The following is a 26,319-nucleotide window of genomic DNA, read 5'->3' as shown; positions in this document are numbered from 1 at the left end:
AACCATACAACCTAACACCACACAGCGTCAAATCGCACCAAGCTCATGCACCACCACGACCAACCCTGGCCGCAACGACCCACATAAAACTACACACCCCACACCAAACACACAAATCCCCAGCACAACACATAAAAATCCGCTATCAGGTTGTCCCGATAGCGGATATCAATTTAGGAGTCGATTACGACCCCTGCAAAGGTCTTCTTCCCTTTTCTTAAGACCAGCCACTTCCCGTGGAGCAGATCGCTCGGTTGGGGTTCCCAATCTTCCTCGAGAATGCGGGAGTTATTGACATATGCCCCGCCCTCCTTAATGGTGCGCCGCGCTGCCCCCTTAGAGGGTGTCAGACCTGTTGCTACCAAGAGATCTGCGATTGTTCTTGGTTGTCCGGCTGTAATATGCGCGATACAGGTTTCAGCTAGTGCTCCCTGCAAAGTCGACTCATCGAGGTCAGCTAGGTCAGCCTTACCAAAAAGTGCCTCCGCTGCTAGTTCAACAGCGGCCATCGCTTCTGCGCCATGCACGAGAGTTGTCAACTCTTGAGCCAGACGGCGCTGTGCTTCCCGCAGGTGCGGACGTTGCTCTACAGCCTTTTCGAAATCCGCGATCTCCTCTTTGCTGAGGAATGTAAACCACCGAAGGTAATCAATGACCACAGAGTCACCCGCATTGAGGAAATACTGGTACCACGCATAAGGACTCGTCTGCTGAGGATCGAGCCAGAGCTTTCCACCGCCGGTAGACTTACCAAATTTCTCACCACTGGCGTCGGTAACCAAGGGCACTGTGAGCGCGTGAACTTTTTGCTGGTTCATGCGCCTGTTGAGGTCAACGCCTGAAATAATATTTCCCCACTGATCGCCCCCACCAATTTGGAGCACACACTGATATTGCCTATTGAGGTAGACGAAATCATAGGACTGCAGCAGCATATAGGAGAATTCCGTATAGGATATACCATCGCCACTTAACCGACGCTTCACGGTTTCTCGGTCGAGCATCGTGTTGAGAGAGAAATTTTTACCTAAGTCGCGCAGGTAATCAATCAGACTCATCGAGCCCAGCCAGTCCGCATTATTGACCATGACAGCGCGGTCATCTCCATAATCAATGAAGGAGCGGATCTGGTTCTTGATCGACTCTACGTTGGCATTCACCGCGTCATCAGAAAGCATGCTGCGCTCCCCCTGTTCACGCGGGTCGCCGATCATCCCAGTAGCGCCCCCAGCAAGAGTGAGTACGCGGTGGCCAGCTTGCTGGAAGCGTTTAAGCATAACAAGAGGTACGAGATGGCCGGCGTGCAACGAAGCCCCTGTGGGATCAAAGCCGCAGTAAAGAGTAATAGGTTTTTCACAGGCTTGACGTAGTTCTTCGAGATCGGTTGATTGGTTGATCAAGCCCCGCCACTGCAGCTCGTCGATAATATTCATATTCATCCTTTACTTAAGGTTGGGACCACTCAATAGCTTCGTGAGCCAGCATCACTGGAATGCCATCCTCTACTCGATAAGCTATAGATAAACGTGGATTGACCAGTACTTGTTCGTCTTCCACATATTCAAGTGGCCCTTTATCTTGAGGGCACACCAAAATTTCCAACAACCGAGGATCTATCGTCATAAACGCTCACTCTAGCAAATTTAGCGAGTCTTAATGTGGCCGGTTTCAGCCCACACGGTGAGTTCCGCGGCATGCTGCTCTACGCGTGCCAATTGTTCTGCGACCCGAACAGCGCTCGTTCCGCCCTTGGTCGTGCGTGATGCCACTGAACCTTCCACGGTGAGAACCTCACGCACTCCAGGGGTGAGGCGGGGGTCAATCTCTTGAAATTCCGCATCAGTTAATTGGTCCAACCCCACGCCCCGCGACTCCGCGCGACGCACGCATAGCCCTGAAGCCTCGTGTGCTTGTCGGAAAGGTACGCCCTGACGCACCATCCACTCCGCCAGATCGGTAGCTAGAGTGTAGCCTTGCGGAGCGAGTTCGCGCATCCGTTCGGCATTGAAGACCAAGGTAGAGATTAAACCGGTCATTGCTGGTAGGAGGAGATGAAGCTGGGCGAAAGAGTCGACGAGCGGTTCTTTATCTTCTTGCAAATCGCGGTTATACGCCAAGGGCATAGCTTTTAGCGTGGCCATAAGTCCGGTGAGGTTGCCAATGAGACGTCCGGTCTTACCTCGAGCCAATTCCGCCACATCGGGGTTCTTCTTCTGCGGCATAATCGACGAACCTGTTGACCACGCATCAGCTAGGGTGACATAGGAGAACTCTGGGGTTGACCACGCAATAACCTCTTCTGCAAGGCGAGAGAGATCCACCGCAACCTGAGCGAGAACAAATGCAGCCTCACTTGCAAAGTCGCGGGAGCTCGTAGCGTCGAGGGAATTATCTGCTGCCTCATCGAAGCCGAGTTCTTGTGCAATGGCTTCTGGATCCAGCGCTAAGGATGATCCTGCTAAGGCACCCGAACCGTAGGGTGAGACAGCGAGACGCTTATCTAAGTCTCGTAAACGTTCGATATCGCGCAGTAACGGGTGGGCGTGAGCTAACAGCGCATGCGCTAATAAGATAGGTTGTGCTGCCTGGAAATGGGTCTTACCCGGCATAATAACCTCGGGGTGGGCCTTAGCTTGGCCAGTAAGTGCAGCAATCAGTTTTGTTATATCTAGGGCTATGTCACGAATGGCATCACGTACCCACATCCTGAAGAGGGTAGCTACCTGGTCGTTACGGGATCGTCCCGCACGCAGCCGCCCACCGACTTCTGGGCCTACAAGCTCTATGAGGCCGCGCTCGAGGGCACCGTGCACATCCTCATCTGTTGGCAGCGGCTGGAAGCTCCCATCTTGAACACGCTCGCCTAATAGCTCAAGTCCACTCAACATGGTCTCCAGATCAGAGTCGGTGAGTAGCTGAGCTTTGTGCAGAACTCTAGCGTGCGCTTGAGAAGCCAAGATATCATAAGGTGCTAAAACCCAATCGAAATGGGTAGATACTGAGAGATTAAACATTGCTTCGGATGGACCGCCAGCGAAGCGTCCACCCCACAGTGCGCCTTGGTTAGTTCTATGTGGAGCCGATGTGTCTTCCATGATTATTTCCTTAGAGTAAAGTGTGCTCACTAGACAAAGGGGCCCAAAGGTTCATGTACCTTCAGGCCCACGTCTTCTTATTTAGGCTTCGCGATCTCGCTTATTGGAGATTTTCGACGACAGCCCGTGCAACTCCACAAAACCCTTGGCAAAGGTTTGGTCGAAAGTGTCGCCGGTATCGTACGTGGCAAGGTTGAAATCATAAAGCGAATGATCCGATTTACGACCATTGACCGTACATTTACCGGCATGCAGCACCATGCGAATATCGCCAGTGACATGCTCCTGAGTGGAGTCTATGAAGGCCTCGAGCGAGCGCTTGAGAGGGCCGAACCACAGACCATCATAGACTTCCTCTGACCAGCGGGCGTCGATCAGCCTCTTGTAACGGGCTAATTCACGCTCAATGGTCACGTCTTCGAGAGCCTCATGCGCAGTGATCAACGCAACGGCCCCTGGAGCCTCATAGACTTCACGAGATTTGATACCCACCAGACGGTCCTCGACCATATCGAGCCGACCAATTCCTTGAGCTCCTGCCCGGCGATTAAGTTCCTCGATGATCTGCAATACGCTGAGTTGACGTCCGTCCACGGCCACCGGCGTTCCATGCTCAAAGGAAATGGTCACCTCATCAGGAGCATTTCCGAGAGCTGGGTCCTCGGTATAGGCGTAAAGGTCCTTGGTCGGTGGATTCCAGAGATCCTCAAGGAAGCCGGTCTCCACCGCGCGGCCCCACACGTTTTGGTCAATGGAAAATGGAGATTTCTTGGACTGCTCGATTGGTAGACCGATCTCCTCCGCGAACTGGATTGCTTTATCCCTCGTCCATGCATAATCGCGGGCTGGCGCAATAATATCGAGTTCTGGAGCTAAAGCCCTAAACCCAACCTCGAAACGCACCTGGTCGTTGCCTTTTCCAGTACAACCGTGCGCAACGTGCGTACCACCATGCTGGTGCGCGGCTTTCACCAAGTGCTGAACAATGAGGGGGCGCGAAATAGCCGACACCAATGGGTACTGCTTCATATAAGCACCGTTAGCTTTGATGGTGGGAAGGCAATAGTGTTCAGCAAATTCGTCTCGAGCGTCGATTATGACCGACTCAACCGCACCGCAGTCGAGAGCGCGCTGCCGTACTGATTCCATATCTTCACCACCTTGGCCCAGATCGATCGAAACTGCCACGACCTCGCCACCGGTCATTTTGGCCAGATATGGGATAGCGACCGAGGTATCGAGTCCGCCAGAATATGCAAGTACAACGCGATTGTTCATGTTTTCTCCTTAGTTTTTAGGTGATGTTCCAGGAAGACGTGTCTTCTCTTGACGTATTAAAATCTCGGCGAGCTCCTTGCCACTCATAGGATCGCGAGCTAGCACAAACACGGTGTCATCACCGGCGATGGTACCCACGACCTCGTCCATACTGACTCTATCGATGAAACTTGCGAGAAAAGCGGCCGCTCCTGGTGGTGTTCTCAATACCGCGATCTGACCCGAATGATCTGCTGATACCAGCAAGTTATCCAGCATCTTGCGAAGCTTCTCTCGGGTTCCAGCGCCGGCAGCGACAGTGGATTCTTCCTCGAGAGCTCCGATTGCATAAAATGCGCGGCCATTATCGGGTCGAACCTTCTTCGCCCCCAGCTCGTCTAGATCCCGTGACAGCGTTCCTTGAGTGATATGAACATTGCGCTGTTTGAGCAAGGAGGACAGTTGATTCTGGCTGGACACGAGGTTTTGCTCGAGCAATTCCACGATCAGCGCTTGGCGGACCGTACGGGTGATCTGCGAATGTGCCATTGGTTTTCCAATTCCAGAAGTATTAAGTGTCGGAATTTGCTGCCAGTAACCACGTCAATAAAGCTTTTTGCGCGTGGAGACGGTTCTCGGCCTGATCGAAGACGACGGACTGCGGTCCGTCGATTACGTCAGCGGCTACCTCGTACCCTCGGTAGGCAGGCAAACAATGCATAAAGATAGCATTTTTATTAGCCTTCTGCATAATTTGTGGGGTTACCTGATAAGGCATGAAGTCCACACGTCGCTGCTCCGCCTGCTCTTCCATGCCCATAGATACCCATGTATCAGTGATGACAATATCGGCGCCCACAGCAGATTCGAGGTCACTGGTAATGCTAATATCAGCACCAGTCATCTCGGCCCGTGTGCGAGCTCTGTCAACATAAATTTTCGAAGGTTGATGGTTTTCAGGAGATATAACCGTTAGGTTCAATCCTGCTGTGGCGAAGCCAAGCATATACGAGTGAGCCATATTATTGGCGCCATCCCCGATATAACAAGCTCGCAGCTGCCCCAATGACCTTGGATCGGGACAAAGCTTTTCCATGATAGTCAGCAAATCAGCAATAATCTGACACGGGTGGAAATCATCGCAGAGACCATTTATGACAGGAACCGTAGAGCGGCTCGCCATATCCCACAGGTTTTTGTGCGCTGAAGTCCGCCACACGATTGCGGACACCATGCGTGAGAGCGTCGCGGCTGTATCAGCGTAGCTTTCTCCCTTACCTATTTGAGTGACCGAGGTATCTACCACGATCGCGCGGCCGCCAAGCTGGCTAATTCCGACGTCGAAAGAAAACCGGGTTCGTGTGGATGTCTTATCGAGGAGAACTGCCACGCTTTGCGGTCCACTGAGCGGCTTGAGATCCCACGGGTGTTTTTTCATCTCGAGCGCTAGCTTGAGAATATCGGCCTGTTCTTGGTGTGTGACGTGGTCATCGGCAAGAAAATGGCGCACTCCATTGATTATCGGCGATTGCTCGAATATGGACATAACGGACTGCCTCTCTTTCCAGTTACCTCACGATAACATAAATGCAGTCATATTAATTTTATGGCGGCTTTTGTGGGGCGAGCGATATCGCTCGCCCCACGTTATTCGGCCGAACTTTATGAGCGCATCGTCGCACCGAAGAGGTCACCAGCACGCTTAACAGCAGCTAAACGTCCTTCAGAGCATTCGTCATCGGTCAGAGTACGATCTTGAGCCCGGAAAGTCAGGGCAAAGGTGAGTGACTTCTTATGATCCCCTAGGGTCTCAGCACGGTAGATATCGAATAGTTCTGCACTTTCTAGAAGCGGGCCGGCGGCCTCAACGATGGCTGCTCGCACGTGCTCACTCGGCACATCTTCGTCGACTACCAGCGCCAGGTCCTGTTTGAGCGTGGGATAAGCGGAAAGGACTGGTGCAGGTAGAGTTTCCCGAATAGGTAGGGCTGTCATATCCATTTCCATGGCGCACGTTCGATGTGGCAATCCTAATTTCTCCACTATTTGCGGGTGGAGTTCTCCGGCATACCCCACCACGGTATCGTCTACCAGCAACGCAGCGCATCGACCGGGATGCCAAGGAAGCTCGTCGGCATTGCGCACTGTCAGAGTCACTCCAGCAGCCCGAGCTACGATCCGAGCAGCTTCGATCGCATCAGCATAGCTATAGGTCCGTGCTTGGGAAAGCGGCCCATCTACAGCAATCAAGCCCGAGCCAACTGCAGCAATATGAACGGGCTGATACGGCAGGGAGTTCATCACAGCCTCGATATCACGAGCACTCGGACGCGTGCGCACATCAAGCATTGGTGAACGTCCTCCACCGTGAGCGAAAGCCACCTGCTGCTGCCCAAATAGCGCTATATCGTTCGTACCGCGAGCTATATTACGACTCAAAGCCTCCAGCATAGAGGGAAGGAGAGTTGTTCCGATGATGGCGTAGTCGGCATCGAGTGGATTTTGCACGCTCACTACCGCGCGACGGGGATCATCAGCACTCAGACCCCACGTGTCGAATGTATCGTTTTTGATAAAGGGGGTGGGTAAAATCTCCACGTAGCCGTTATATGCTAGCGCATGACCAACCGCACGGCGTCGTTTCTGTGCTGGACTGAGACCATGACCCACGGGAGCCTGTGGAACGATTGATGGGATTGCCTCTAAGCCCTCGAGGCGTAGAATTTCTTCCACCAAGTCACACGGCTCCTCTAGATCCGGACGCCACGTCGCTGGCTTCACCGTGAGGTTCTCAGCTGCGGGATCCACTGTGACCTGGCATCCGACCTCTTTTAACCGGGCGACTACGGTGTCGAGACCGTAGTCGACGCCCACCAGCTCACTAGGGCGGGAGGCACGCATGAGGATCTCTGGCATGTCCGGAATTTCCCCCACGATTGTCGAATTAGGCTCGATGGAGCCACCGCCATAGCGAGCCAGGAGATCAGCGGCCAGATCTAAGGCAACCTCAACTAATGCTGGATCTACTCCACGCTCGAAACGCCTCGAGGATTCGCTCGATATTTTATGGCGACGGGAGGTTCTAGCGATCGAAATGGGGTCCCAGTGGGCGGCCTCGAGGTATATATCAGTGGTCGATTCGCTGATTTCCGAATGCGATCCTCCCATTACTCCAGCAAGAGAGAGCACGTGAGAATCGTCGGCAATGACGACATCTTCGAGGTCGAGTGCTTTAACCTGGTGGTCAATGAGCTCCAGCTTCTCCCCCGCTGCAGCACGCCTGATGCGAAGATCCCCCTCGATTTTATGCGCGTCGAAAGCGTGCATGGGTTGTCCTAGATACAGCATCACATAGTTGGTGATATCGGTTGGCAAATTGATAAGACGCTGGCCGGAGAGCAGGAGCTCACGCTGCATCCACAGTGGGGTGATTGCCTCGGGATCACAACCACTGACGTGGCGTATACCGAATCGCTGCGCCCGCGTGTCCTCTGCAATATGGATCTGTATTAATGATTCTGAGGCGGTAGGGACTCCAGAGATTTCTTCCAAGGCGGGGTCGTCGTAGTGCAATCCAAAAGCTGCCGCCAGTTCACGAACGAGGCCGCGTACCGAGAGAGCATAGCCGCGATCTGGGGTGATATTAACGTCGAAGACTGTGTCATCGAGCCCTAAAACGGAGCGAGCGTCTGCACCGAGTTCACCCTCATAATCGCTGAGCACAATGATGCCTTCAGATTTTTCGGTCAAACCCAATTCGGCAGCTGAACAAATCATCCCGGCGGATATGCGACCATAGGTTTCTCGAGTCGCGATTGCGAAGTTTCCGGGTAACACTGCACCGGGCAGCGATACAACTACTGTAGAGCCAACGGAAAAGTTGCGAGCTCCGCAGACGATCGATTGCAAGTCGCCTGTCCCGTTCGATTGTCCTACGTCGACATGGCAGTGTCGAATGGGCTTTTTGAATCCTTCCAGTTCCTCAATATCCGCCACACGGCCAATAACGAGGGGGCCTGAGATCTTCGGTAACTCTCGATACCCTTCGGTCTCGAATCCAACCCGGACGAAAGCGGCATCGAGTTCTTCGGCGCTTACCCCTGGCCATTGCGGATTGGACCGTTTCAACAGCGCGCTCAACCAGTTTTGCGAAATCAGCATAATGTCATTCTTCTCTCAAAAGTAAAATATTAGGAGTCCACAGCTAAATTTAGGCTTGAATGCCGAATGGTCGCGTGAATCGGACATCGCCTTCGACCATATCGCGCATATCATTGAGCCCGTTGCTGAACTGCAGCGTACGCTCGAGTCCCATTCCAAAGGCAAAGCCGCTATAGATATCCGGATCGATACCAGCAGCGCGCAGCACATTAGGGTTAACCATGCCGCAGCCACCCCATTCAATCCATCCGGCGCCACCCTTTTTGTGAGGGAACCATACATCAACCTCTGCAGATGGCTCCGTAAACGGGAAATAGTTCACGCGCATTCGAGTTCGGGTCTCGGGCCCGAAAAGGGTCCGTGCTAGGTGATCTAAAGTACCACGCAGGTGAGCCATGGTCAGCCCTTTATCTACTGCTAGGCCTTCAACCTGATGAAATACCGGTGTGTGGGTAGCATCGAGCTCGTCGGTCCTAAATACCCGGCCCGGACATACCACGTGAATTGGGAGGTCACGCGAGAGCATGGTACGCATTTGAACAGGGGATGTGTGGGTACGCAAGACTTGTGAGGAATCAGCTACTGAGACATGGAAGGTGTCTTGTAACGTACGGGCTGGATGGTCGGGGATAAAGTTGAGCGAGTCGAAGTTGAAATACTCTGCCTCAATCTCGGGGCCCTCTGCGACTTCGTAGCCCATCGCCACAAAGATATCTGCGATGCGCTCGCTGAGCGCTGTGATGGGGTGCAGGGCACCAGGCTTGGTTCGAGTCGTGGGAACTGTGACATCGACCCGCTCTGCGCGCAGGACTGCGGCATTTCGCTCCTCTTCGAGCACCAACTTTCGCTCAGCGAAGTACTTTTCGATACGTCCACGAGCCATATTAACCAAACGACCTGCCTCTTTACGGTTCTCCTTAGGCAATGTTCCCAGAGCCCGCCGAGCCTGCGGTATAGGCGCATCATCACCGAGATGATCTCGCCGCGCAGTAGCCAATTCATCGAGGTTTCGGGCCGCTTTGAAGGCCTTTTCCGCTTGTTCGGCGGCCGCTTGTAAGCTTGCTTGACTGAGCTCAGACACGTCTTTTAGTCTCCTTTGGATTTTTCGCGCCAGATAGCGCGCTTGTTACTCAATTAGCGTAGCCGACGGTATCAGCAGAGCCCAAGAAGACCTCGTCGACTAATTCTGACTATAAAGAGCCTTCGAAGATTCATATAAGCAGATGGCCGCCGCGGTAGCGAGATTTAGAGACTCAGCCCGCCCCCTAATAGGAATACGCACCCTCGAATCTGCTAGAGCTAGAATTTCCTCACTCAAACCATGTGCTTCATTTCCAAACAGCCAGGCTGTTGGCTGCGAAAGGATCTCACCGGCATTATCGAGGTCGATCTCACCATCGGCTGCAGTCGCCACAATATTAAGACCACTCGCTTTTAGTCGAGCTATACCGCTCGCTATATTTACTTCGCGAGCGACGGGAAGGTGAAAGAGTGAGCCCGCTGAAGACCGCACTGCTTTTGAAGACTGCGGGTCCACACTATGACCGAGAAAAATAACGGCATCTGCGCCAACTGCATCAGCAATTCGGATCAAGGTTCCTGCATTGCCCGGGTCACTTGTTTCAACCGGTACGCTAACTAGACGGGGTTTCCCGCGAAGGGCCTGGGCTGTAGACCATAAGACGGGTTCACACACGGCGTAAATTCCTGGGCTCGTGACCGTATCCGACAGCGATTTTGCCGCACGCGCCGTGATCGGATGTAGATAAAGTCCGAGATGCTGCGCAGTTTGAACGATATCTGCATAGCGTGCTGCCGCTTCCTCGGTAATAAATAGGTCCCGAGCGGCTCCTGTTGCTACGGCCGCCTCAACGGAATTTTCCCCTTCAACCAGAAACAAGCCAGTTTTTTTGCGGGCGGCGCTTCGATGCAATTTTGCAGCGTTGACAACCCGCGGCGTGCGCTCAGTATAGGGATCCTCGAAGTTCAGACTCATTGTTCGAATATTATCACGCGAGTAACTGTTGACCAGACAGTACAATCGCTCCGCTGGCGTGGTTCCCACGCAGGATCGAAACAAAACGAAGGCGGGACGCCATGCAATGAGGTAAACGCATCTTTTCGGACCTCTCAGGGATTCGAATTCGTGGTTGCAGGTCGCCGTGGAAAGCGGCGCCCTACTATCCTCAAATGCGCAGGGAAATCTTGATCTGGGAGGCTCCGCCTCTTTTCCGAATAAATCCTACTACGCTCAACCACCCGGAGATTCCTTATTCAAGTACGGATTAAACGGTGCATCTGGCTCAGCAACCTAAGCACATTATTGAGGTCACGTACGCGTCAAATATAGTGTGATAGTTGAGCGGAGGATTCTTAGCCATGTATATCTGACAGCCTCTCATTAAATTGATGTGATGAACGAACTCAACCACCATCATCGAACCAGCATGCGCTCCAGCCTTTTACATTAACTCACAGTGCATATGAGGCAATGGGTCATAGCAGATTCATAAAACCGTCTCCAAGGTTTTATTAGTTCCAAACCCCCTGAATTTTTCAGGGGGTTTGGAACTCTAAGTTCTGCGTAGGAGGGGCTATTTAGCCAAAGAAATTCCGTCGGCATCATGGGAGAAGGTGGACGCACCCACGAGGATGAGTATGAACTCCACAAAGGCCCATACGGCCACGCCAAAAACGATTGGAATGCCGATTAGTATGAACGAGGTGACTATTCCAGCTATATAAAGACCTAATTGCCAGGCAGCCCGCGTATTATAGCCCAAGTAAAAATTATGGGCGCCGAAGCCGCCGAGGAAGAAGGCAAGTATCGCAGCTATCGCCCATGATTTTGCAGGCAGGCTCATAGGAGAAGGGCTGGCATAGGTCGGCCCTACTGGTGCTTGCCGATAGTCGGGAAATTGCTGCCCACTCGAAGATGCCGGTGCGGGATACGGAAAGTCCTCCTGCTGGAAGGATCGGGGGGCTTCAGGATCAAAAGGGCCGTGCCATTGAGGGTCCGAATGTGGATTAGTCATAAGTTTTTTTCTAGGTCTTTCGCTCAGTTAGTTGTATATAAGCAAAGAACCCTGCTTGCGCAGGGTTCTTTGCTTTAGAATTTTAGGCAGCCTTTGGGGCGTTAACGTCCGCTGGCAGCGCGGCCTTGGCAGCCTCGCAGATTGCAGAGAAGGCGGCAAAGTCGTTAACCGCGAGCTCAGCGAGAATCTTACGGTCTACCTCGATGCCTGCGATCTTAAGACCTTGGATGAGACGGTTATAGGTGATGTCATTCATCCGTGCGGCGGCATTGATGCGAGTAATCCACAGTTTACGGAACTCGGACTTACGGGCGCGACGATCGCGGTAGGCGTAAGTCATTGAGTGCAGCCATTGTTCCTTTGCCTTGCGGTACAGGCGAGAACGCTGGCCACGGTAGCCCTTAGCGGACTTTAAAATCTCGCGACGCTTCTTCTTGGCGTTGAGTGAGCGCTTGACACGTGCCACTTTTAAAACTTCCTTACTTAATTAAGTTCTTACTGTATAGGTTGACGAGGATGAAGAAAGCGGGGGTTTTAAGCCTTGCCCAACAGACGCTTCACGCGCTTGACGTCGGCAGGGGCAACATCCTTCGTACCCTTCAGACGGCGCGTACGCTTGGAAGGCTTGCCCTCCAACAGGTGGCGGCGGTTAGCCTGCTCGCGGCGCAACTTACCGGAACCGGTCGTTTTGATTCGCTTAGCGGTACCCTTGTGGGTCTTCTGCTTCATGGGATTCAACGTCCTTATAACTTGTAGTGTTTACTTTTTACCCTTGCGCAATGGGCCAAGAACCATGGTCATATTGCGACCGTCTTGTTTGGGTCTTGCCTCGACTGCGCCGTATTCTGCGATATCCTCGGCTAGGCGCTCCAGAAGTCGATAACCCAGTTCAGGTCGCGATTGTTCGCGACCGCGGAACATGATGGTGACCTTAACTTTGGAACCCTTCTGGAGGAAGCGGATCACGTTGCTTTTCTTGGTCTCATAATCGTGGTCATCGATTTTCGGCCGGAATTTTTGCTCTTTGACAACTGTCTGCTGCTGATTTTTCCGCGATTCGCGGGCCTTTTGAGCTTGTTCGTATTTGAACTTGCCGTAATCCATGATTTTGCACACGGGCGGCTTCGCGTTTGGCGCGACCTCGACTAAATCCAGGTCAGCGTCGTATGCGAGCTTGCGGGCATCATCGATTCGTACGATTCCAACCTGCTCCCCGTTTGGTCCGACTAAACGAACCTCAGGGACTCGAATTCGATCATTAATGCGAGCTTCAGCGCTGATGGGGGTCTCCTCAAAGTAGCAAAATAAACAATATGTGATCTACCGGTTATCGCATTGGCTTCTATCCCAACACACAACGAAAACCCGTTTGCGTTATCCACACAAACGGGAGACCCTTGCACTCATACAGCAGTAACTCTTTCAGTGATATTACTGACGTACTCTTATACCTTGTGCCAACTTACTTTTTAAGCAAGCAGCCTCAGGTGGGAAGATCTCCTCTTGCGACCCCAACTGCATATTCTTCAGTAAAAAACATTCAGTCCAGGTGGTAGCTTCCCAAAGGTAGCACAGCACGAATCAAGCAAGCAAGTTCGAACCCAGTTAGGTCAAGATATTCGCTAGGAACTGGCCAGTGTACGAGCCACTTACTCGAGCAACATCCTCGGGAGTCCCCTCGGCCACCACCAGCCCTCCCCCAGAACCTCCTTCAGGCCCCATGTCCACAATCCAGTCAGCGGCTTTGATCACATCGAGGTTATGTTCGATGATGACTACCGAATTGCCTTTGTCAACCAAACCTTGAATCACCAGCATAAGCTTACGTATATCCTCAAAGTGCAAGCCGGTGGTCGGTTCATCCAGAATATAAATGGTGCGTCCGTTCGAGCGTTTTTGCAATTCCGCGGCGAGCTTCACGCGTTGAGCTTCGCCTCCAGAAAGAGTGGTAGCAGACTGCCCTAGTCGAACATAGCCAAGACCTACCTCAGTAAGAGTGTGAAGGTAGCGATGGATCGAGGTAATAGGTCGGAAGAACTCAGCTGCCTCGGATATGGGCATATCGAGAACCTCTGCGATATTTTTACCCTTGTATCGCACTTCAAGAGTTTCGCGATTATATCGAGCACCGTGGCAGACTTCGCATGGTACATAGACGTCTGGCAGGAAATTCATTTCGATCTTGAGAGTGCCATCGCCTCGGCAAGCCTCGCATCGCCCACCTTTAACGTTGAAGGAGAAGCGTCCTGGCTTATATCCTCGCACCTTTGCCTCTGTTGTCTCGGCGAAGAGCGTACGAACTTTATCGAAAACACCTGTATACGTTGCTGGATTTGATCGCGGGGTGCGACCAATGGGGCTTTGGTCCACTTGGACTAGTTTATCGAGATGCTCCATGCCTTCGACACGGGTTACTCGACCTGGTACCTGTCGTGCTCGGTTGAGCTCGTTGGCGAGTGTTTTGGCTAGGATTTGGTTAATCACGGTTGATTTACCCGATCCGGAAACACCCGTGACACAGGCCAGCACTCCTAGCGGAAGCGTGATGGTGATATCGCGGAGATTATTCTCGCGCGCACCCACAATTGTAAGCGCGCGCTCTTTATCGACCTCACGCCGCTGGGCAGGCACCCCCAATGTTTTCGCACCCGACAGATAAGCTCCAGTCAAGGATTCGGAACAATCTTTAATACCTTGGGGTGGGCCTTGATAAACAATCTCTCCCCCATACTCTCCTGCTAGCGGCCCAATATCTACCAGCCAGTCCGCTGCCTTAATGGTGTCTTCATCGTGCTCCACAACGATGAGGGTATTACCAATATCGCGCAGTCTTTCGAGAGTACCAATGAGCCGCTGATTGTCCCGCTGGTGCAGACCGATTGAAGGCTCGTCGAGCACATAGAGCACACCTGCTAAACCTGATCCGATTTGAGTAGCAAGTCGGATGCGCTGAGCTTCTCCACCTGACAACGTGCCTGCAGCACGGTTGAGGGTTAAGTACGTTAACCCCACATCAACAAGGAATTTAAGACGAGCTTGAATTTCCTTTAGTACGGCCCCGGCGATCATCGCCTGGCGTTTATTTAGCTCTAAGGAGTTCAGAAATTCACTGGCCTCCTGAATACTCAGCGCCGTGACACCGGCAATTGATAACTCCCCGAACTCGGCAGATCCCAACCTAACCGCCAGGATTTCGGGCTTCAATCTGGTTCCCTCGCAGGCAGGACATGGTATCTCCCGCATATAGGCCAGCAGGCGATCTTTTTGGGCATCGGAATCGGTCCCCTCTAAGCGTCGCTGTAGATTCGGGAGAACCCCCTCGAAAGAAGAGGTCCATGTGCGGGTACGACCGAAGCGATTTTTATACCGCACTGTGACTTTATCGGGGGCTCCATTGAGGACAATATCCTGCTGTTTCTTCGTCAATTCCTCGTATGGCGTGGCAGGGTCAATGCCCACAGTATTGCATAACCCCTTGATCAGCTTTTGGTAATAGCCGTCAGCGGAACCTGAGGTGCTGAAGGGGTGGATAGCCCGAATGAGGGGCGCAGATTTATCCGGTATAACGAGGTCGATATCAACTTCCAGGCGAGTTCCCAAACCGTCGCATGTCGGACAAGCGCCGAAGGGAGAGTTGAAGGAAAAGGCGCGGGGTTCTAATTCGTCCACCCCGATATCGTGGTTATTAGGGCACGCCAATTTTTCGCTAAAACGGCGACTGCGCTGCGGATGATCGTCAGGGAGGGTGAGGAAATCGAGTTCCACAATCCCATCAGCTAGTTTGAGGGCCTGCTCTATTGAATCGGTGAGCCGTTGCTTTTGAGCGGGCTTCACCTGCAAGCGATCGACCACTACCTCTATGGTGTGTTTTACTTGCTTCTTTAGCTCTGGCGGATTGGAGAGCGGATGGACCTCCCCGTCGACACGTACGCGAGCAAAACCCTGCTGCGCGAGTTCTAAGAAGAGATCAACAAACTCGCCCTTGCGAGCACGAACGACTGGTGCGAGCACCTGAAATTTCAGGCCCTCCTCCATATCCAGAACTTGATCGACAATTTGTTGCGGAGTCTGCCGCTCAATCGTTGCATCGCACACCGGGCAGTGTGCGATACCCGCACGCGAATACAAAAGTCTCAGGTAATCGTACACTTCCGTAATCGTTCCCACAGTCGAGCGAGGATTACGGTTGGTTGATTTTTGATCAATCGATACTGCAGGCGATAGGCCCTCAATGAAATCGACATCTGGCTTGTCCATCTGACCAAGGAATTGGCGCGCATAAGCACTCAAGCTTTCAACATAGCGACGCTGCCCCTCGGCGAAGATCGTATCAAAGGCCAGAGAGGATTTTCCTGAACCAGATAAGCCGGTAAAGACCACCATTGAATCGCGAGGGATACTAATATCTACGCCTTTGAGATTGTGCTCGCGAGCGCCTTTAACAACTAGCTGATCAGCCACTGGATGATTTTCCCTTCGATTCATTCTTAGGCATTATGCGCCCTATCGAACATAGCAACGAATAAACCCTTTCGCTACTGTGGGATCCATGGACTTAGATATTTTGACCTTGGGCACCATGGATAATAAAAGTTATGCTCTCAGTTGGGGCGACCGCACTCTCCTGATCGATGCTCCTGCACAAGCCGAAACTATTCTGCAATGGGCCAGTAGGAACGAGCGATCGATCGACGCTGTGCTCACCACCCACAGTCACGCAGATCATGTGGGCGCCTTGGTTCAAGTGCTTAGTGCTACTGGGGCACACCACTATGCTTCAGCGCTCGATGCCCCTGATCTCCCCGCCCCAGTCGATACGAAACTGTCGCACGGAGATACCCTCGAATTTTATGGCCAATATCTTCAGGTGATTATTTTGCGCGGACATACTCGGGGCGGAGCGTGCTTAGCCCTCCACAACGACGGCACCACACACCTATTCGTTGGAGATTCTCTTTTCCCTGGCGGCTTGGGTAAAACTGATTCACCAGCCGAATTCAAGCAACTCTTTTCCGACGTGAGCGCCCGACTCTTTGATAGGTTTTCCGATGATGCCATCGTGTGGCCAGGACATGGGAAACCTACGACTATAGGTGCGGAACGACCAGCACTAGGGGAATGGGAAAAAAGAGGTTGGTAGCTACCTCGCGCGCCAAATTCGACTACCATCATTTAAAGGTGCTTGCTAAAGCTCCAAAAATAGACAGATTTCAGTGAAAGGTTTTACATGCTCCGCAAACTCGCCCGCCCTATGGTGGCTTCATTCTATATTTCCGACGGCGTCGACATGGTCCAACACGTTGACGAACATGCCCAAGGGACCGCGATGATTATGCGTAACCTTCGTATGGTCCTCCCTCGCCAGTATTATAAACAGCTGCCTCAAGACCCAGCTCAGCTAACCAAGATTGTTGGTGGAACGAAGATTGCCGCTGGTACTACACTATTTTTGGGTAAGTTCCCACGGATGTCGGCTGGTATTCTCGCACTCGTGAGCGTGCCGACGGTTTTAGCTCGCCACGCTTTCTGGGAAACCCAAGATCCAGCTGAGAAGACACAGCGCCGCCAGGGCTTCCTCACCTCCATGGCTCTGCTTGGGGGGCTCTTCATCACGAGCGCTGATACCGCCGGAAAACCAGGTCTTAGCTGGCGCGCCAAGAAAGCTGCACGGGTAGCGAATAAGCGCGTTCAGCAGGCGCTGCCTACCCAAAGTGAAACTCAAAAGTTCGCAGATTCCGCAAGTGATTGGTTTGACGAAGCCCGCCACGAGTCTGAGAAGTTCCTCAGCCAGGCTTCCTCGTGGATTGGCGATACCGCTCATAAGGCTACGGAATACGTCGAGGATAACCGCGACGATTGGAGCCAGGCCGCCCGTTCATTCCTCAATGAAGCGCAAGCTAACTCGAAGGTAGCGCGCAAAAAGGTAGTGAAGGCTGCGGCCCAGGCTCAAGAGCGCGCCCAGGAGGCTTATGATCACGCTCAAGAGGCAACTGGCCGACGTGCCAAGAAGGCCTCAAAGAAGGCTACTAAGCTGCAGAAAAACGCCGAGAAGGCCATTGCTCGGGCTCAAAAGAAGGTGGGCAAGAAGCTGAACTAATCATCACTTAAACAGCATTGTGAGGGCCGCCCCAGATCGTGGGGTGGCCCTTTCGCGTCGGCACCAAAATAGATGGTGCTAGTAGAGTGGAGTTTTGGTTTCTAAGCAAGCAAGGAGATTGCCGTTGAAAAAGTCCACCGATTTAAGCGATGAGCAGAGCTATGTGGATATGCTCTTTACCAAGCTCGATGCCGAGGTGGAGCAAGCACGCCGGAAACTAAGCGCTGTTCAGATGCGCGTTGACCATAGCGATCCCGATGCAGGAGATCTGCTCGAACGCGATACTGAATTCCACGCACTTAATCAGCGCATAGACCGCCTCAACCTAGCCTCTCTCGGTTTAGTATTCGGAAGAATAGATATAGCTTCGAGCGGCCTCGTCGAGAACCCAGTACCGGGCAGGGATAACCTTGAGCGCCGCTATATCGGGCGGATGGGCCTCGATGATCGAAACGACGATTACCGTACCCTGCTTCTCGACTGGCGAGCCCCCATGGCTAGACCTTTTTATTTAGCCACAACTGCGCAACCGGGGGGAGTCGAAATTCGTCGGCATATTCGCACTAAGGGTCGCACGGTGGTCAGAGTTGATGACGAAATTCTCGGTGGAGATCTGAGCGGAATCGAATACGCGCCCCACTCTGTGGCCCATGAATCTGCTCTCCACCTAGCTTTACAACAAGCCCGTGGGTCGCATATGCACTCCATCGTAGAGACCATACAGAGCGAACAAGATACGATCATTCGTGACAAAACCCGCGGAGTGATGGTTGTTGAGGGTGGTCCCGGCACCGGAAAAACAGCTGTAGCCCTCCATCGGATCGCCTATCTGCTCTATACGTGGCGAGAGCAATTGGACCGCCAAGGCGTATTAATCATCGGGCCCAATCCAACGTTCCTTGAGTATATTTCGCGAGTTTTACCCGAGCTCGGAGAGACTGGCGTCGTTCTAAGCACTATTGGTGAGCTGTACCCGCAAATGGTCCCCTCGAAGCCAGAAAGCCTCGCGGGGAAAGAAGTAAAAGGCTCACTAGAGATGATCACCATTCTCAAGCGAGCTGTTGCACGCCACCAATCGGAGCTCCAGGAGAATAGAATTATCCGCATCGAGGGCATCGATATCACATTAACCCCTGCTATGGTCAAATCCGCCCGCACCAGGGCACGACGGGGACGGCGGCCGCATAATCTCGCCCAACCTCTTTTCGCCGATGCTCTCTCCGCGCAGTTAACCAAAGCTCTGGTGTCAATCGTCGGCGCTGATCCTTTGGGGCGGCAGAATTTGCTATCCCAGGGAGACCAAGCGCAGATACATGACGATATTTTGGCTAGCCCTGAACTCCATGAACTCGTCGCAGAATTCTGGCCGATTCTGCGGCCTCAAGATGTGCTCGCCGAAATGCTCTGCGATGCCAAAATTTTAAGCGAGATTCTCTTCGACTACGATGAGGACACTTTCGATGCTCTCTTGCGCGATGATGTCGAGGGCTTCTCCGCCAGCGACGCAGCGCTTCTCGACGAATTAGCTCAACTCATAGGCCCCCATCCTGCCGCGACTCGCGAGCAAAAATGGGACTTGGAACGGGAAGCTGCTGAGTCAACGCTTGAAGGCCTCAGCTCCTCGGCAAACTCAGATCTCGACGATGAATCAGACGCTGAGATTCTCTCCGCTTTCGATATTATCGACGCCGAGGAGTTGGCGGACTGGCAGGTAGAAAAAGATATTCGCACCACAGCCGACCGCGCCCGCAATGATAGAGAATGGACCTATGGCCACGTCATTATCGACGAAGCCCAGGAGCTGAGTCCGATGGAGTGGCGGATGGTCATGCGACGAATACCCGCTCGATGGATGACTGTTGTGGGCGATACGGCTCAAACCGGGTCACCCGCCGGGGTCGACTCGTGGGCGGAAACCCTCGCTCCCTTTGTCTCGCAGCGCTTCACGAAGCACGAGCTCACCGTTAACTACCGCACTCCGTTAGAGATCATGGAGTACGCGCACAAAATACTCGCCCGCATTGGTCATGACCGACGACCCGCGACGTCTCTCAGATCCTCGGGGTATCCAGTACGGTTCTACCCTTCAGATACCGATCCAATGTGCATTGCTCGGGAACTGAAAGAGAAAGACCCTCACCGCTCCGTGGCGATTATCGCAGCTGATCATCGCGAGAATTCGGCCATTCGAGGGGTCAGTTCAATCAAAGGACTTGAATTCGATCACATCGTGGTAGTGGAACCGAATGAGATTGTCGAGTCCTCCCCGCAAGGGTACCAAGATCTCTACGTGGCTCTCACCCGGGCTACACAATCGTTGACCATCATTGGAGACAGCACCGATCTCACCTAGATCCCGGCTTCCTTTAAACCACGCAATTCTTTCTTGAGGTCCGCAATCTCGTCCCGGAGGCGGCCTGCCAACTCGAATTTGAGTTCGCGAGCCGCCTGCCCCATTTGAGTGGTCAACTCTTTGATCAGAGATTCCACCTCGCTGGAGGCCATAGTGGAGGTATCTTTGCGCGCGACGAGCGCGGCATCGGCTCGTCCCTCGTCGCCACTATCGGAATGAGCGTCTTGAACTTGGTCAAGAATATCGGCTATCTTCTTGCGCAACGGCTGCGGATCGATCCCATGTTCTTTGTTGTAGGCCAATTGCTTCTCTCTGCGCCTATCGGTTTCTTCGATGGCGAATGTCATGGAGTCCGTCATCTTGTCTGCATACATGATTACCTCGCCAGAGACATTCCTTGCGGCGCGTCCGATAGTTTGAATGAGGGACGTTGTGGATCTGAGGAAACCTTCCTTATCTGCGTCGAGAATGGCCACCAAGGATACCTCAGGAAGATCCAAGCCCTCGCGAAGCAGGTTGATGCCCACCAGCACATCGAACTCCCCGAGGCGCAGCTGTCGCAGCAATTCAACCCGCTGGAGAGTATCGATATCGGAGTGTAGATAGCGAACCTTCACTCCGTTTTCTAATAAATAGTCAGTGAGATCTTCGGCCATCTTCTTAGTCAAAGTAGTAACGAGCACGCGCTCATCCTTCGCAGTCCGCTCCCTGATCTCGTGAATGAGATCATCGATCTGACCCCGCGTAGGTTTGACAGTGATCTCTGGATCGACCAGACCAGTTGGGCGGATAACCTGCTCGACATATTCTCCACCAGAGGCGGCCAACTCGTAATTGCCAGGGGTGGCCGACAGATAAACCGTCTGCCCCACCCGCTGCGAGAACTCCTCCCACGTGAGAGGGCGGTTATCAAGAGCCGAAGGCAGACGGAAACCAAATTCCACTAGATTGCGTTTTCGCGACATATCGCCTTCAAACATGCCTCCAATCTGGGGCACCGTCACATGCGACTCGTCAATAATGGTGAGGAAATCATCGGGGAAGTAGTCGAGTAAGGTCGCTGGCGCGGTACCCGCAGCGCGCCCATCAAGGTGTCTGGAGTAGTTCTCAATACCAGAGCAAAAACCGACTTGTTCAATCATCTCGAGATCGTACTCCGTGCGCATTCGCAGGCGCTGTGCTTCCAGCAGTTTTCCACGATTTTCCAAATCAGCGAGCCGGTCAGCTAATTCTTCTTTGATATCTTCGATAGCTCGCGCCATACGATCCGGTCCCGCTACGTAGTGGGTGCCCGGAAAGATGCGAACGTCTTGCACCTGGCGGATAATCTCGCCGGTCAGGGGATGGATATAGTAGAGTGCATCAATTTCATCGCCAAAAAACTCCACACGCACTGCGGTCTCTTCATAGGCTGGAATGATATCGACGGTATCGCCCTTAACTCGGAATGTGCCGCGTGTGAAACCGATATCGTTGCGGCCGTATTGTATGTCAACCAGCAATCGGAGGAAACGATCTCGCTCTATTTCTTCTCCTACCTCCAACCACACGGAGCGATCGATATAGCCCTGCGGCGTTCCCAAACCATAAATACATGACACTGAGGAGACCACCACCACGTCGCGTCGCGTTAGCAAGGACGAGGTAGCCCGGTGACGCAGTCGTTCCACATCATCGTTGATGGAGGAATCCTTTTCGATATAGGTATCGGTCTGGGCGATATAGGCCTCGGGTTGGTAGTAATCGTAGTAGGAAACAAAATACTCAACCGCATTATTCGGAAGTAAGGAGCGCAATTCATTCGCGAGTTGGGCAGCAAGAGTTTTGTTGGGAGCCATGACCAATGTGGGTCGCTGCTGCTTTTCGATGAGCCACGCGGCGGTGGCAGATTTACCGGTACCCGTAGCACCGAGTAAAACAATATCATCCTCACCGCGGCGCAGACGTTCGTCCAATTCTTTGATCGCGGTGGGTTGGTCCCCGCTGGGCTGGAATTCCGATACCACCTCGAAGGTGCCCTGGGAGCGAGCTATTTCTGTAACGGGGCGATGGTCCGGCTGTTGATCGGCAGGGAGGGAATTCATAACCACCAATAATATAGTGGTAGTTATGCAAATGAGAAGACTGGCGTTCAGTGTGTGTGCTGCCACCGTACTCGGCCAATTATTCACCGCCCCCGCGGTCACCGCAGCGCCATGTGACTACACTCGCGTGCCGCAAGAAGGTGAACACTTTCAACCCCAGGGGAGTTCTTCCTTACCCTTCTTGTCGGGCTCGTCCTTATTTAGTTCCAGTCATGGAAGTAGTTCGCTTGATCAGGGGCGGCATCCTGGCCAAATGCCCATCCTCCAGGGTGCAACTCAATCCCTTCATCTACTGACTGGTCCAGGTTCCCCGCAGCGTACTCATTCTCGTTTTGGTATTTCGGGCACCGACTTAGGTATCGCGTGGTCCGGACCTGAAAATTACACCTATATGGCATTTGGCGACACCATGAGCTGCGATGGAGCTGATAATGGCTGGCGCTCGAATGTCCTGCTACGCACTGTAGATAAGGACTACTCGGATGGGTTAACCCTCGATGAGGCTTTGACTGCGGGTGGATGGTCGTCGTCGGGATTCGCCCGGGAAATTATCGGCTCGCTGAAGGTTCCGGGAATAGAGCACACCACCATCCCCACCGCGGGGATATATGTCAATGGTGCGCACTATATTGACTATATGTCGGTGCGTCGCTGGGGTGCTCCAGGGTATTGGGATACCAATTATGCGGCTACAGTGATGAGTGTCGATGGAGTAAATTGGTCACTCGTTCCCGAATCCATTCGTGTCAATGCAGATGCAGAGAACCTACCGAGTATCCCAGGGTTTAGCGCCTACAGACACGGGAATTCGCACCTTCAGATGAGCGCCTTCACTCACGATGACAACTATATCTACCGGATAAGCACTAAATCCGGTCGCGATGGGTCAGCTTATCTATCTCGTGCGGCTAAGTCGGAGTTCCCCGCCGAAAACGCTTTCGAATACTTCGACGGCTCGACGTGGACTGACGATCCGGCGGTGGAGCTTCCACTACTGGATGGAAGGGTTTCTGAACTTTCGGTGACCTTCCACGAAGGTTTAGGCCGATGGGTAGTACTCTACCTGGACGAGAACGGAATGGTGCTTCGTACCGCAGAAAAGATAACCGGCCCGTGGAGTTCGAAGCGCATGCTTATTAGTCGCGCAACAATCCCCGATATCTATGGTGGTTTTATCCTGCCCCATCAGAATTCAGGGACACTCGAATGGGTGGCGTCTACGTGGGGAGCATATAACGTACTGGTCATGCGCACGAAACTTGATGAAATATCTCTAAACGCCAGCGTTAAAAGCAACCACGACACCGAGGATAATCTCACCGTAGAAAAGGTTGTGGATCTATCCCCTGCCCTTGAGACTACTAGGGTTACAGGGCTTACAGAGCTTTCACTGATCCCGAAGTCTTTGGAGAATCCGAGAGACGTGCGCGGGAATGGCGTCGAGTGAGCCGTTATTATCGATGACAAAGTCGGCGACCTGTAGTCTCTCGGTGTCGCTGATCTGAGCAGCAATGCGAGCGTTAGCATCCTTCTCGCTCAGCCCGCGCAAGTGTACTAACCGCCTGAGCCGCTCGGTAGCACAGGTATCAACCACGATAACGGCATCGCAGTGACGGTGGTACCCCTTATCGACGAGGAGCGGTACATCCCAAATGACTATAGGATGCCCTGCCTTACGGTAGGACTCAAAGAGGGCCTCGGTGCGCTCTCGGATGCGAGGGTGGGTAATCGAGCTCAGTTGGGCGGTCTTCTCCGGGCTGCTAAAAGCGCGCTCCGCGAGTAATCCTCTATTGAGATGACCGTCATCTTTGATGATATCCCCGCCGAATGCGTCAGCTAGTTCGTTGAGGGCTGGCATTCCTGGCTCGACGATGTCGCGGGCAATGTGATCGGCGTCTATCACCGTAACTCCAAGAGATGCGAATTCTTTTGCAACAGTCGATTTACCGGAACCGATGCCACCAGTGAGCCCAATGATCTTCATGAAATTTATACTAGTGCATGTTAAATCCCCAGCGCCCGTGGAGAGTGCTGGGGATTTGAGGAAAAGAAGATACTACTTCTGAGTGCGAATTACTACGGTATTGGTATCCACGTTTTGTGGGGCCAAACCGCTCACGTCTGAGAATTTCGCGTGGTTGGTAACCAGTACTGGCGTCACCAAGTTATAGCCCTTTGAGCTGATGAATTCAGGATCGAAGGAAATCAGCGGGGTTCCAGCAGTTACATGCTGTTTACGCTCCACATGAATCTCGAATCCCTCGCCACCGAGTTGAACGGTGTCGATACCAACGTGAACAAGCAGCTCAATACCGTTGTCCAGACGCAGGCCTACGGCATGGCCTGACTTAGGAACGGAAATGACAGTTGCGTCAGCTGGAGCGTAAACGGTTGTACCCGTGGGAACAATCGCTACGCCTTTGCCAAGCTTTTCAGCAGCAAAGATGGGATCTGGAACTTCACTGAGGGTGATAGCTGCGCCGGCGAGGGGCGAAACCAGCTCAGTCAAAGCGCCCTCTTCGAGTGCGGTCTTAACCGGAGTGGCAACAGCGACTGCGCCACCGGAAGTAGCGGCTGCAGCAGGTGCAGCGGCTGGAGTAGCAGCAGGAGCAGGAGTCGCGACAGTCGGAGCTGCTTCAATCTCGGTCTCACGCTGACTAGCCAGGCTAGCAAGCACTTCGTCACGCTCTTCTTTGGTGCGGTAATCGAGGAAAATGACTAAGAACATGGAGGTGAAGAAAGCGACGGCAATACCGATTGCGTATCCACCAGCGGGGTCCATAGCGCCGATTGTGAGCAGCGAGGTGAAGACGAAAGCCTGAGCCTTGACATTGAAGATACCCATAACGACACCACCGGCGATACAACCCGGAATGAGGCGGAAATAGGTCTTACGGAAGCGCAACAGCACGCCGTAGAGCGAAGGCTCAGAGATACCGCCAAGAAGACCGGCCATCATTGCGCCAAGGGAAACCTGGCGCATGCCGTTGTTCTTTTCACGGATGGAGATGACCATAACGCCGGTAACAACTCCGAAGCAGGCGAAGTTCCATGCACCCATGGGGCCCTGGATGAAGTCGTAACCGAGGGTTGCAATATTTTGGATCATAATGGCGTTGAGCGGCCAGTGCAGACCCAATGGAACGAGGAATGGGTAGAGGCAAGGAACCAAAATAGCCAAGATGAATGGGCTGAAACCGTTTACCGCTGTCAAAACGCTGGTAATTCCGTTACCGATGAAAATACCGAAGGGGCCGAGCAAGAAGGCGGTAGCTGGGATCATGATGAGCAGGGAGATAAATGGTACAAAGACCATTTGCACCGCACTCGGGATGATTTTCTTAAGACCCTTCTCCACCCAGAACAGGCCAATTGCAGCCATAATCGGAGGGAAAACCTGACCGGAGTACTCGTTAATAACTAGTGGTAGACCAGCAAGATCTACGACGTCACCCTTGCTACCCATCGCCATGAAAGCGGGAGTGAGCAAAGCGGCGGGAATGGCGGCGCCCACCCACTCGTTTGCTCCCAGCTTACGCGCTGCGGTAGCACCGATCATGACGGGGAGGAAGTAGAAGACGGAAGTCCACATGGCGTGGAGTAGCTGATAGACCGGAGGCTGCTCTGCGACATCTTGGCGGAAATCTTGCCAGCCGAAGGTGTCAGCCAGCACGAGCATGGTGATAATCAGCGAGGCGCCAAGAAGAGCCCAGAGAATCGGGCGGAATGTATCAGAGAGGAACTCGAAGCAGTAGTCCACCCAGCTATATTTGCCTCTGACACCGTCGTATTGCTTCTTCGAAGACTCGGCGGCACTGTCTTTGGCTCCCATACCTGGAAGTTTCGTAAGCTCCTGGTAATAATTGGCAACATCGCCACCCATGACGACCTGGAGGCCATTGGAGCCCTGCGGTACAACACCGAGGACCTTAGGGTGAGAATCGAGAGCCTTCTGATCAGCTTTGGACTGATCATTGAGCTGGAAGCGGAGTCGGGTGGCACAGTGCGTCATCGAGGCGACGTTTTCCGCACCCCCGATCTTATCGAGGATAAACTCTGAGGCGGTCCCCAGGGTAGTTTTTTCAGCCATTTTCAGGCCTTTCGCTAGAGATTTACATTAAAAACGTAAAAGAGTAAGCACCTAGGACTCACTCTCTTCGATCCAACCGCCTGAGTCAGCAACGATGCTGCCACTCAATGATCTGGCTGAACCTTTCTTGGTTTGTTCCGACCAAAA

21 protein-coding genes are annotated in these 26,319 nt (G+C 53.1%); 4 read left to right on the top strand and 17 right to left on the bottom strand.

Annotated features, from left to right (window positions below; translation table 11 throughout):
* Positions 1–173: 173 nt before the first annotated feature.
* The 14 genes from tyrS to uvrA form a co-directional block, all read right to left on the bottom strand.
* Entirely contained in the window at positions 174–1,433 is a 1,260-nt protein-coding gene (gene tyrS, locus N7326_RS09325) for a tyrosine--tRNA ligase (RefSeq protein ID WP_259080325.1), read from the bottom strand.
* Between the two features lie 13 nt (positions 1,434–1,446).
* Entirely contained in the window at positions 1,447–1,623 is a 177-nt protein-coding gene (locus N7326_RS09320; RefSeq protein ID WP_259080324.1) for a Trm112 family protein, read from the bottom strand.
* A gap of 20 nt (positions 1,624–1,643) precedes the next feature.
* Positions 1,644–3,095, bottom strand: a complete 1,452-nt coding sequence (gene argH, locus N7326_RS09315) for an argininosuccinate lyase (protein ID WP_263088576.1) — start codon at positions 3,093–3,095, stop codon at positions 1,644–1,646.
* 81 nt (positions 3,096–3,176) lie between these two features.
* On the bottom strand, positions 3,177–4,373 hold the full coding sequence (locus N7326_RS09310) for an argininosuccinate synthase (protein WP_259080321.1): 1,197 nt from the start codon (positions 4,371–4,373) through the stop codon (positions 3,177–3,179).
* Positions 4,374–4,382: 9 nt separating this feature from the next.
* On the bottom strand, positions 4,383–4,901 hold the full coding sequence (locus N7326_RS09305) for an arginine repressor (protein WP_259080320.1): 519 nt from the start codon (positions 4,899–4,901) through the stop codon (positions 4,383–4,385).
* A 22-nt stretch (positions 4,902–4,923) separates the two neighbouring features.
* Positions 4,924–5,898, bottom strand: a complete 975-nt coding sequence (argF, locus tag N7326_RS09300) for an ornithine carbamoyltransferase (protein WP_259080319.1) — start codon at positions 5,896–5,898, stop codon at positions 4,924–4,926.
* A 116-nt stretch (positions 5,899–6,014) separates the two neighbouring features.
* On the bottom strand, positions 6,015–8,513 hold the full coding sequence (gene pheT, locus N7326_RS09295) for a phenylalanine--tRNA ligase subunit beta (RefSeq protein ID WP_259289659.1): 2,499 nt from the start codon (positions 8,511–8,513) through the stop codon (positions 6,015–6,017).
* Positions 8,514–8,562: 49 nt separating this feature from the next.
* Positions 8,563–9,594, bottom strand: a complete 1,032-nt coding sequence (pheS, locus tag N7326_RS09290; protein ID WP_259080317.1) for a phenylalanine--tRNA ligase subunit alpha — start codon at positions 9,592–9,594, stop codon at positions 8,563–8,565.
* 99 nt (positions 9,595–9,693) lie between these two features.
* The gene (locus N7326_RS09285; protein ID WP_259080316.1) at positions 9,694–10,509 is read right to left on the bottom strand and encodes a TrmH family RNA methyltransferase; all 816 of its coding nucleotides are present in this window, start codon (positions 10,507–10,509) and stop codon (positions 9,694–9,696) included.
* 598 nt (positions 10,510–11,107) lie between these two features.
* A complete protein-coding gene (locus N7326_RS09280; protein WP_259080314.1) occupies positions 11,108–11,548 on the bottom strand; it encodes a TM2 domain-containing protein in 441 nt (146 codons plus the stop codon).
* Positions 11,549–11,630: 82 nt separating this feature from the next.
* The gene (gene rplT, locus N7326_RS09275; protein ID WP_259080313.1) at positions 11,631–12,014 is read right to left on the bottom strand and encodes a 50S ribosomal protein L20; all 384 of its coding nucleotides are present in this window, start codon (positions 12,012–12,014) and stop codon (positions 11,631–11,633) included.
* Positions 12,015–12,082: 68 nt separating this feature from the next.
* Positions 12,083–12,277 (bottom strand): 50S ribosomal protein L35, encoded by a 195-nt coding sequence (gene rpmI, locus N7326_RS09270; RefSeq protein WP_259080312.1) that lies wholly within the window; start codon positions 12,275–12,277, stop codon positions 12,083–12,085.
* Between the two features lie 30 nt (positions 12,278–12,307).
* Positions 12,308–12,868, bottom strand: coding sequence for a translation initiation factor IF-3 (gene infC / locus N7326_RS09265; protein ID WP_259080337.1), 561 nt, complete (start codon positions 12,866–12,868; stop codon positions 12,308–12,310).
* Positions 12,869–13,153: 285 nt separating this feature from the next.
* The gene (gene uvrA, locus N7326_RS09260; RefSeq protein WP_259080311.1) at positions 13,154–16,009 is read right to left on the bottom strand and encodes an excinuclease ABC subunit UvrA; all 2,856 of its coding nucleotides are present in this window, start codon (positions 16,007–16,009) and stop codon (positions 13,154–13,156) included.
* Positions 16,010–16,097: 88 nt separating this feature from the next.
* On the opposite strand from uvrA, the gene N7326_RS09255 reads away from it, so the two are divergent.
* From N7326_RS09255 to N7326_RS09245, 3 genes are all read left to right on the top strand, one after another.
* Complete coding sequence (locus N7326_RS09255; protein WP_259080310.1) at positions 16,098–16,688, top strand: MBL fold metallo-hydrolase; 591 nt, start codon at positions 16,098–16,100, stop codon at positions 16,686–16,688.
* An 87-nt stretch (positions 16,689–16,775) separates the two neighbouring features.
* Positions 16,776–17,645, top strand: a complete 870-nt coding sequence (locus tag N7326_RS09250) for a DoxX family protein (protein WP_263088571.1) — start codon at positions 16,776–16,778, stop codon at positions 17,643–17,645.
* Positions 17,646–17,814: 169 nt separating this feature from the next.
* Positions 17,815–19,998, top strand: a complete 2,184-nt coding sequence (locus N7326_RS09245) for a HelD family protein (RefSeq protein ID WP_259080334.1) — start codon at positions 17,815–17,817, stop codon at positions 19,996–19,998.
* Here the strand turns inward: N7326_RS09245 and uvrB are convergent.
* Complete coding sequence (uvrB, locus tag N7326_RS09240; protein WP_259080307.1) at positions 19,995–22,082, bottom strand: excinuclease ABC subunit UvrB; 2,088 nt, start codon at positions 22,080–22,082, stop codon at positions 19,995–19,997. The two genes, N7326_RS09245 and uvrB, sit on opposite strands and share 4 nt — an antisense overlap.
* 25 nt (positions 22,083–22,107) lie before the next feature.
* On the opposite strand from uvrB, the gene N7326_RS09235 reads away from it, so the two are divergent.
* On the top strand, positions 22,108–23,529 hold the full coding sequence (locus N7326_RS09235; protein WP_259080306.1) for a DUF4185 domain-containing protein: 1,422 nt from the start codon (positions 22,108–22,110) through the stop codon (positions 23,527–23,529).
* Here the strand turns inward: N7326_RS09235 and coaE are convergent.
* The gene (gene coaE, locus N7326_RS09230; protein ID WP_259080305.1) at positions 23,470–24,066 is read right to left on the bottom strand and encodes a dephospho-CoA kinase; all 597 of its coding nucleotides are present in this window, start codon (positions 24,064–24,066) and stop codon (positions 23,470–23,472) included. The two genes, N7326_RS09235 and coaE, sit on opposite strands and share 60 nt — an antisense overlap.
* 72 nt (positions 24,067–24,138) lie before the next feature.
* Positions 24,139–26,172, bottom strand: a complete 2,034-nt coding sequence (locus tag N7326_RS09225; protein WP_259158782.1) for a glucose PTS transporter subunit IIA — start codon at positions 26,170–26,172, stop codon at positions 24,139–24,141.
* Between the last annotated feature and the right edge of the window lie 147 nt (positions 26,173–26,319).

Origin of the sequence: Corynebacterium sp. ES2794-CONJ1 (assembly GCF_025660615.1) — a bacterium.
In the GTDB taxonomy this organism is placed as follows: Bacteria; Actinomycetota; Actinomycetes; order Mycobacteriales; family Mycobacteriaceae; genus Corynebacterium.
The sequence above is the reverse complement of the archived record's forward strand: the minus strand, read 5'-3'. Positions and strand labels throughout refer to the sequence as shown.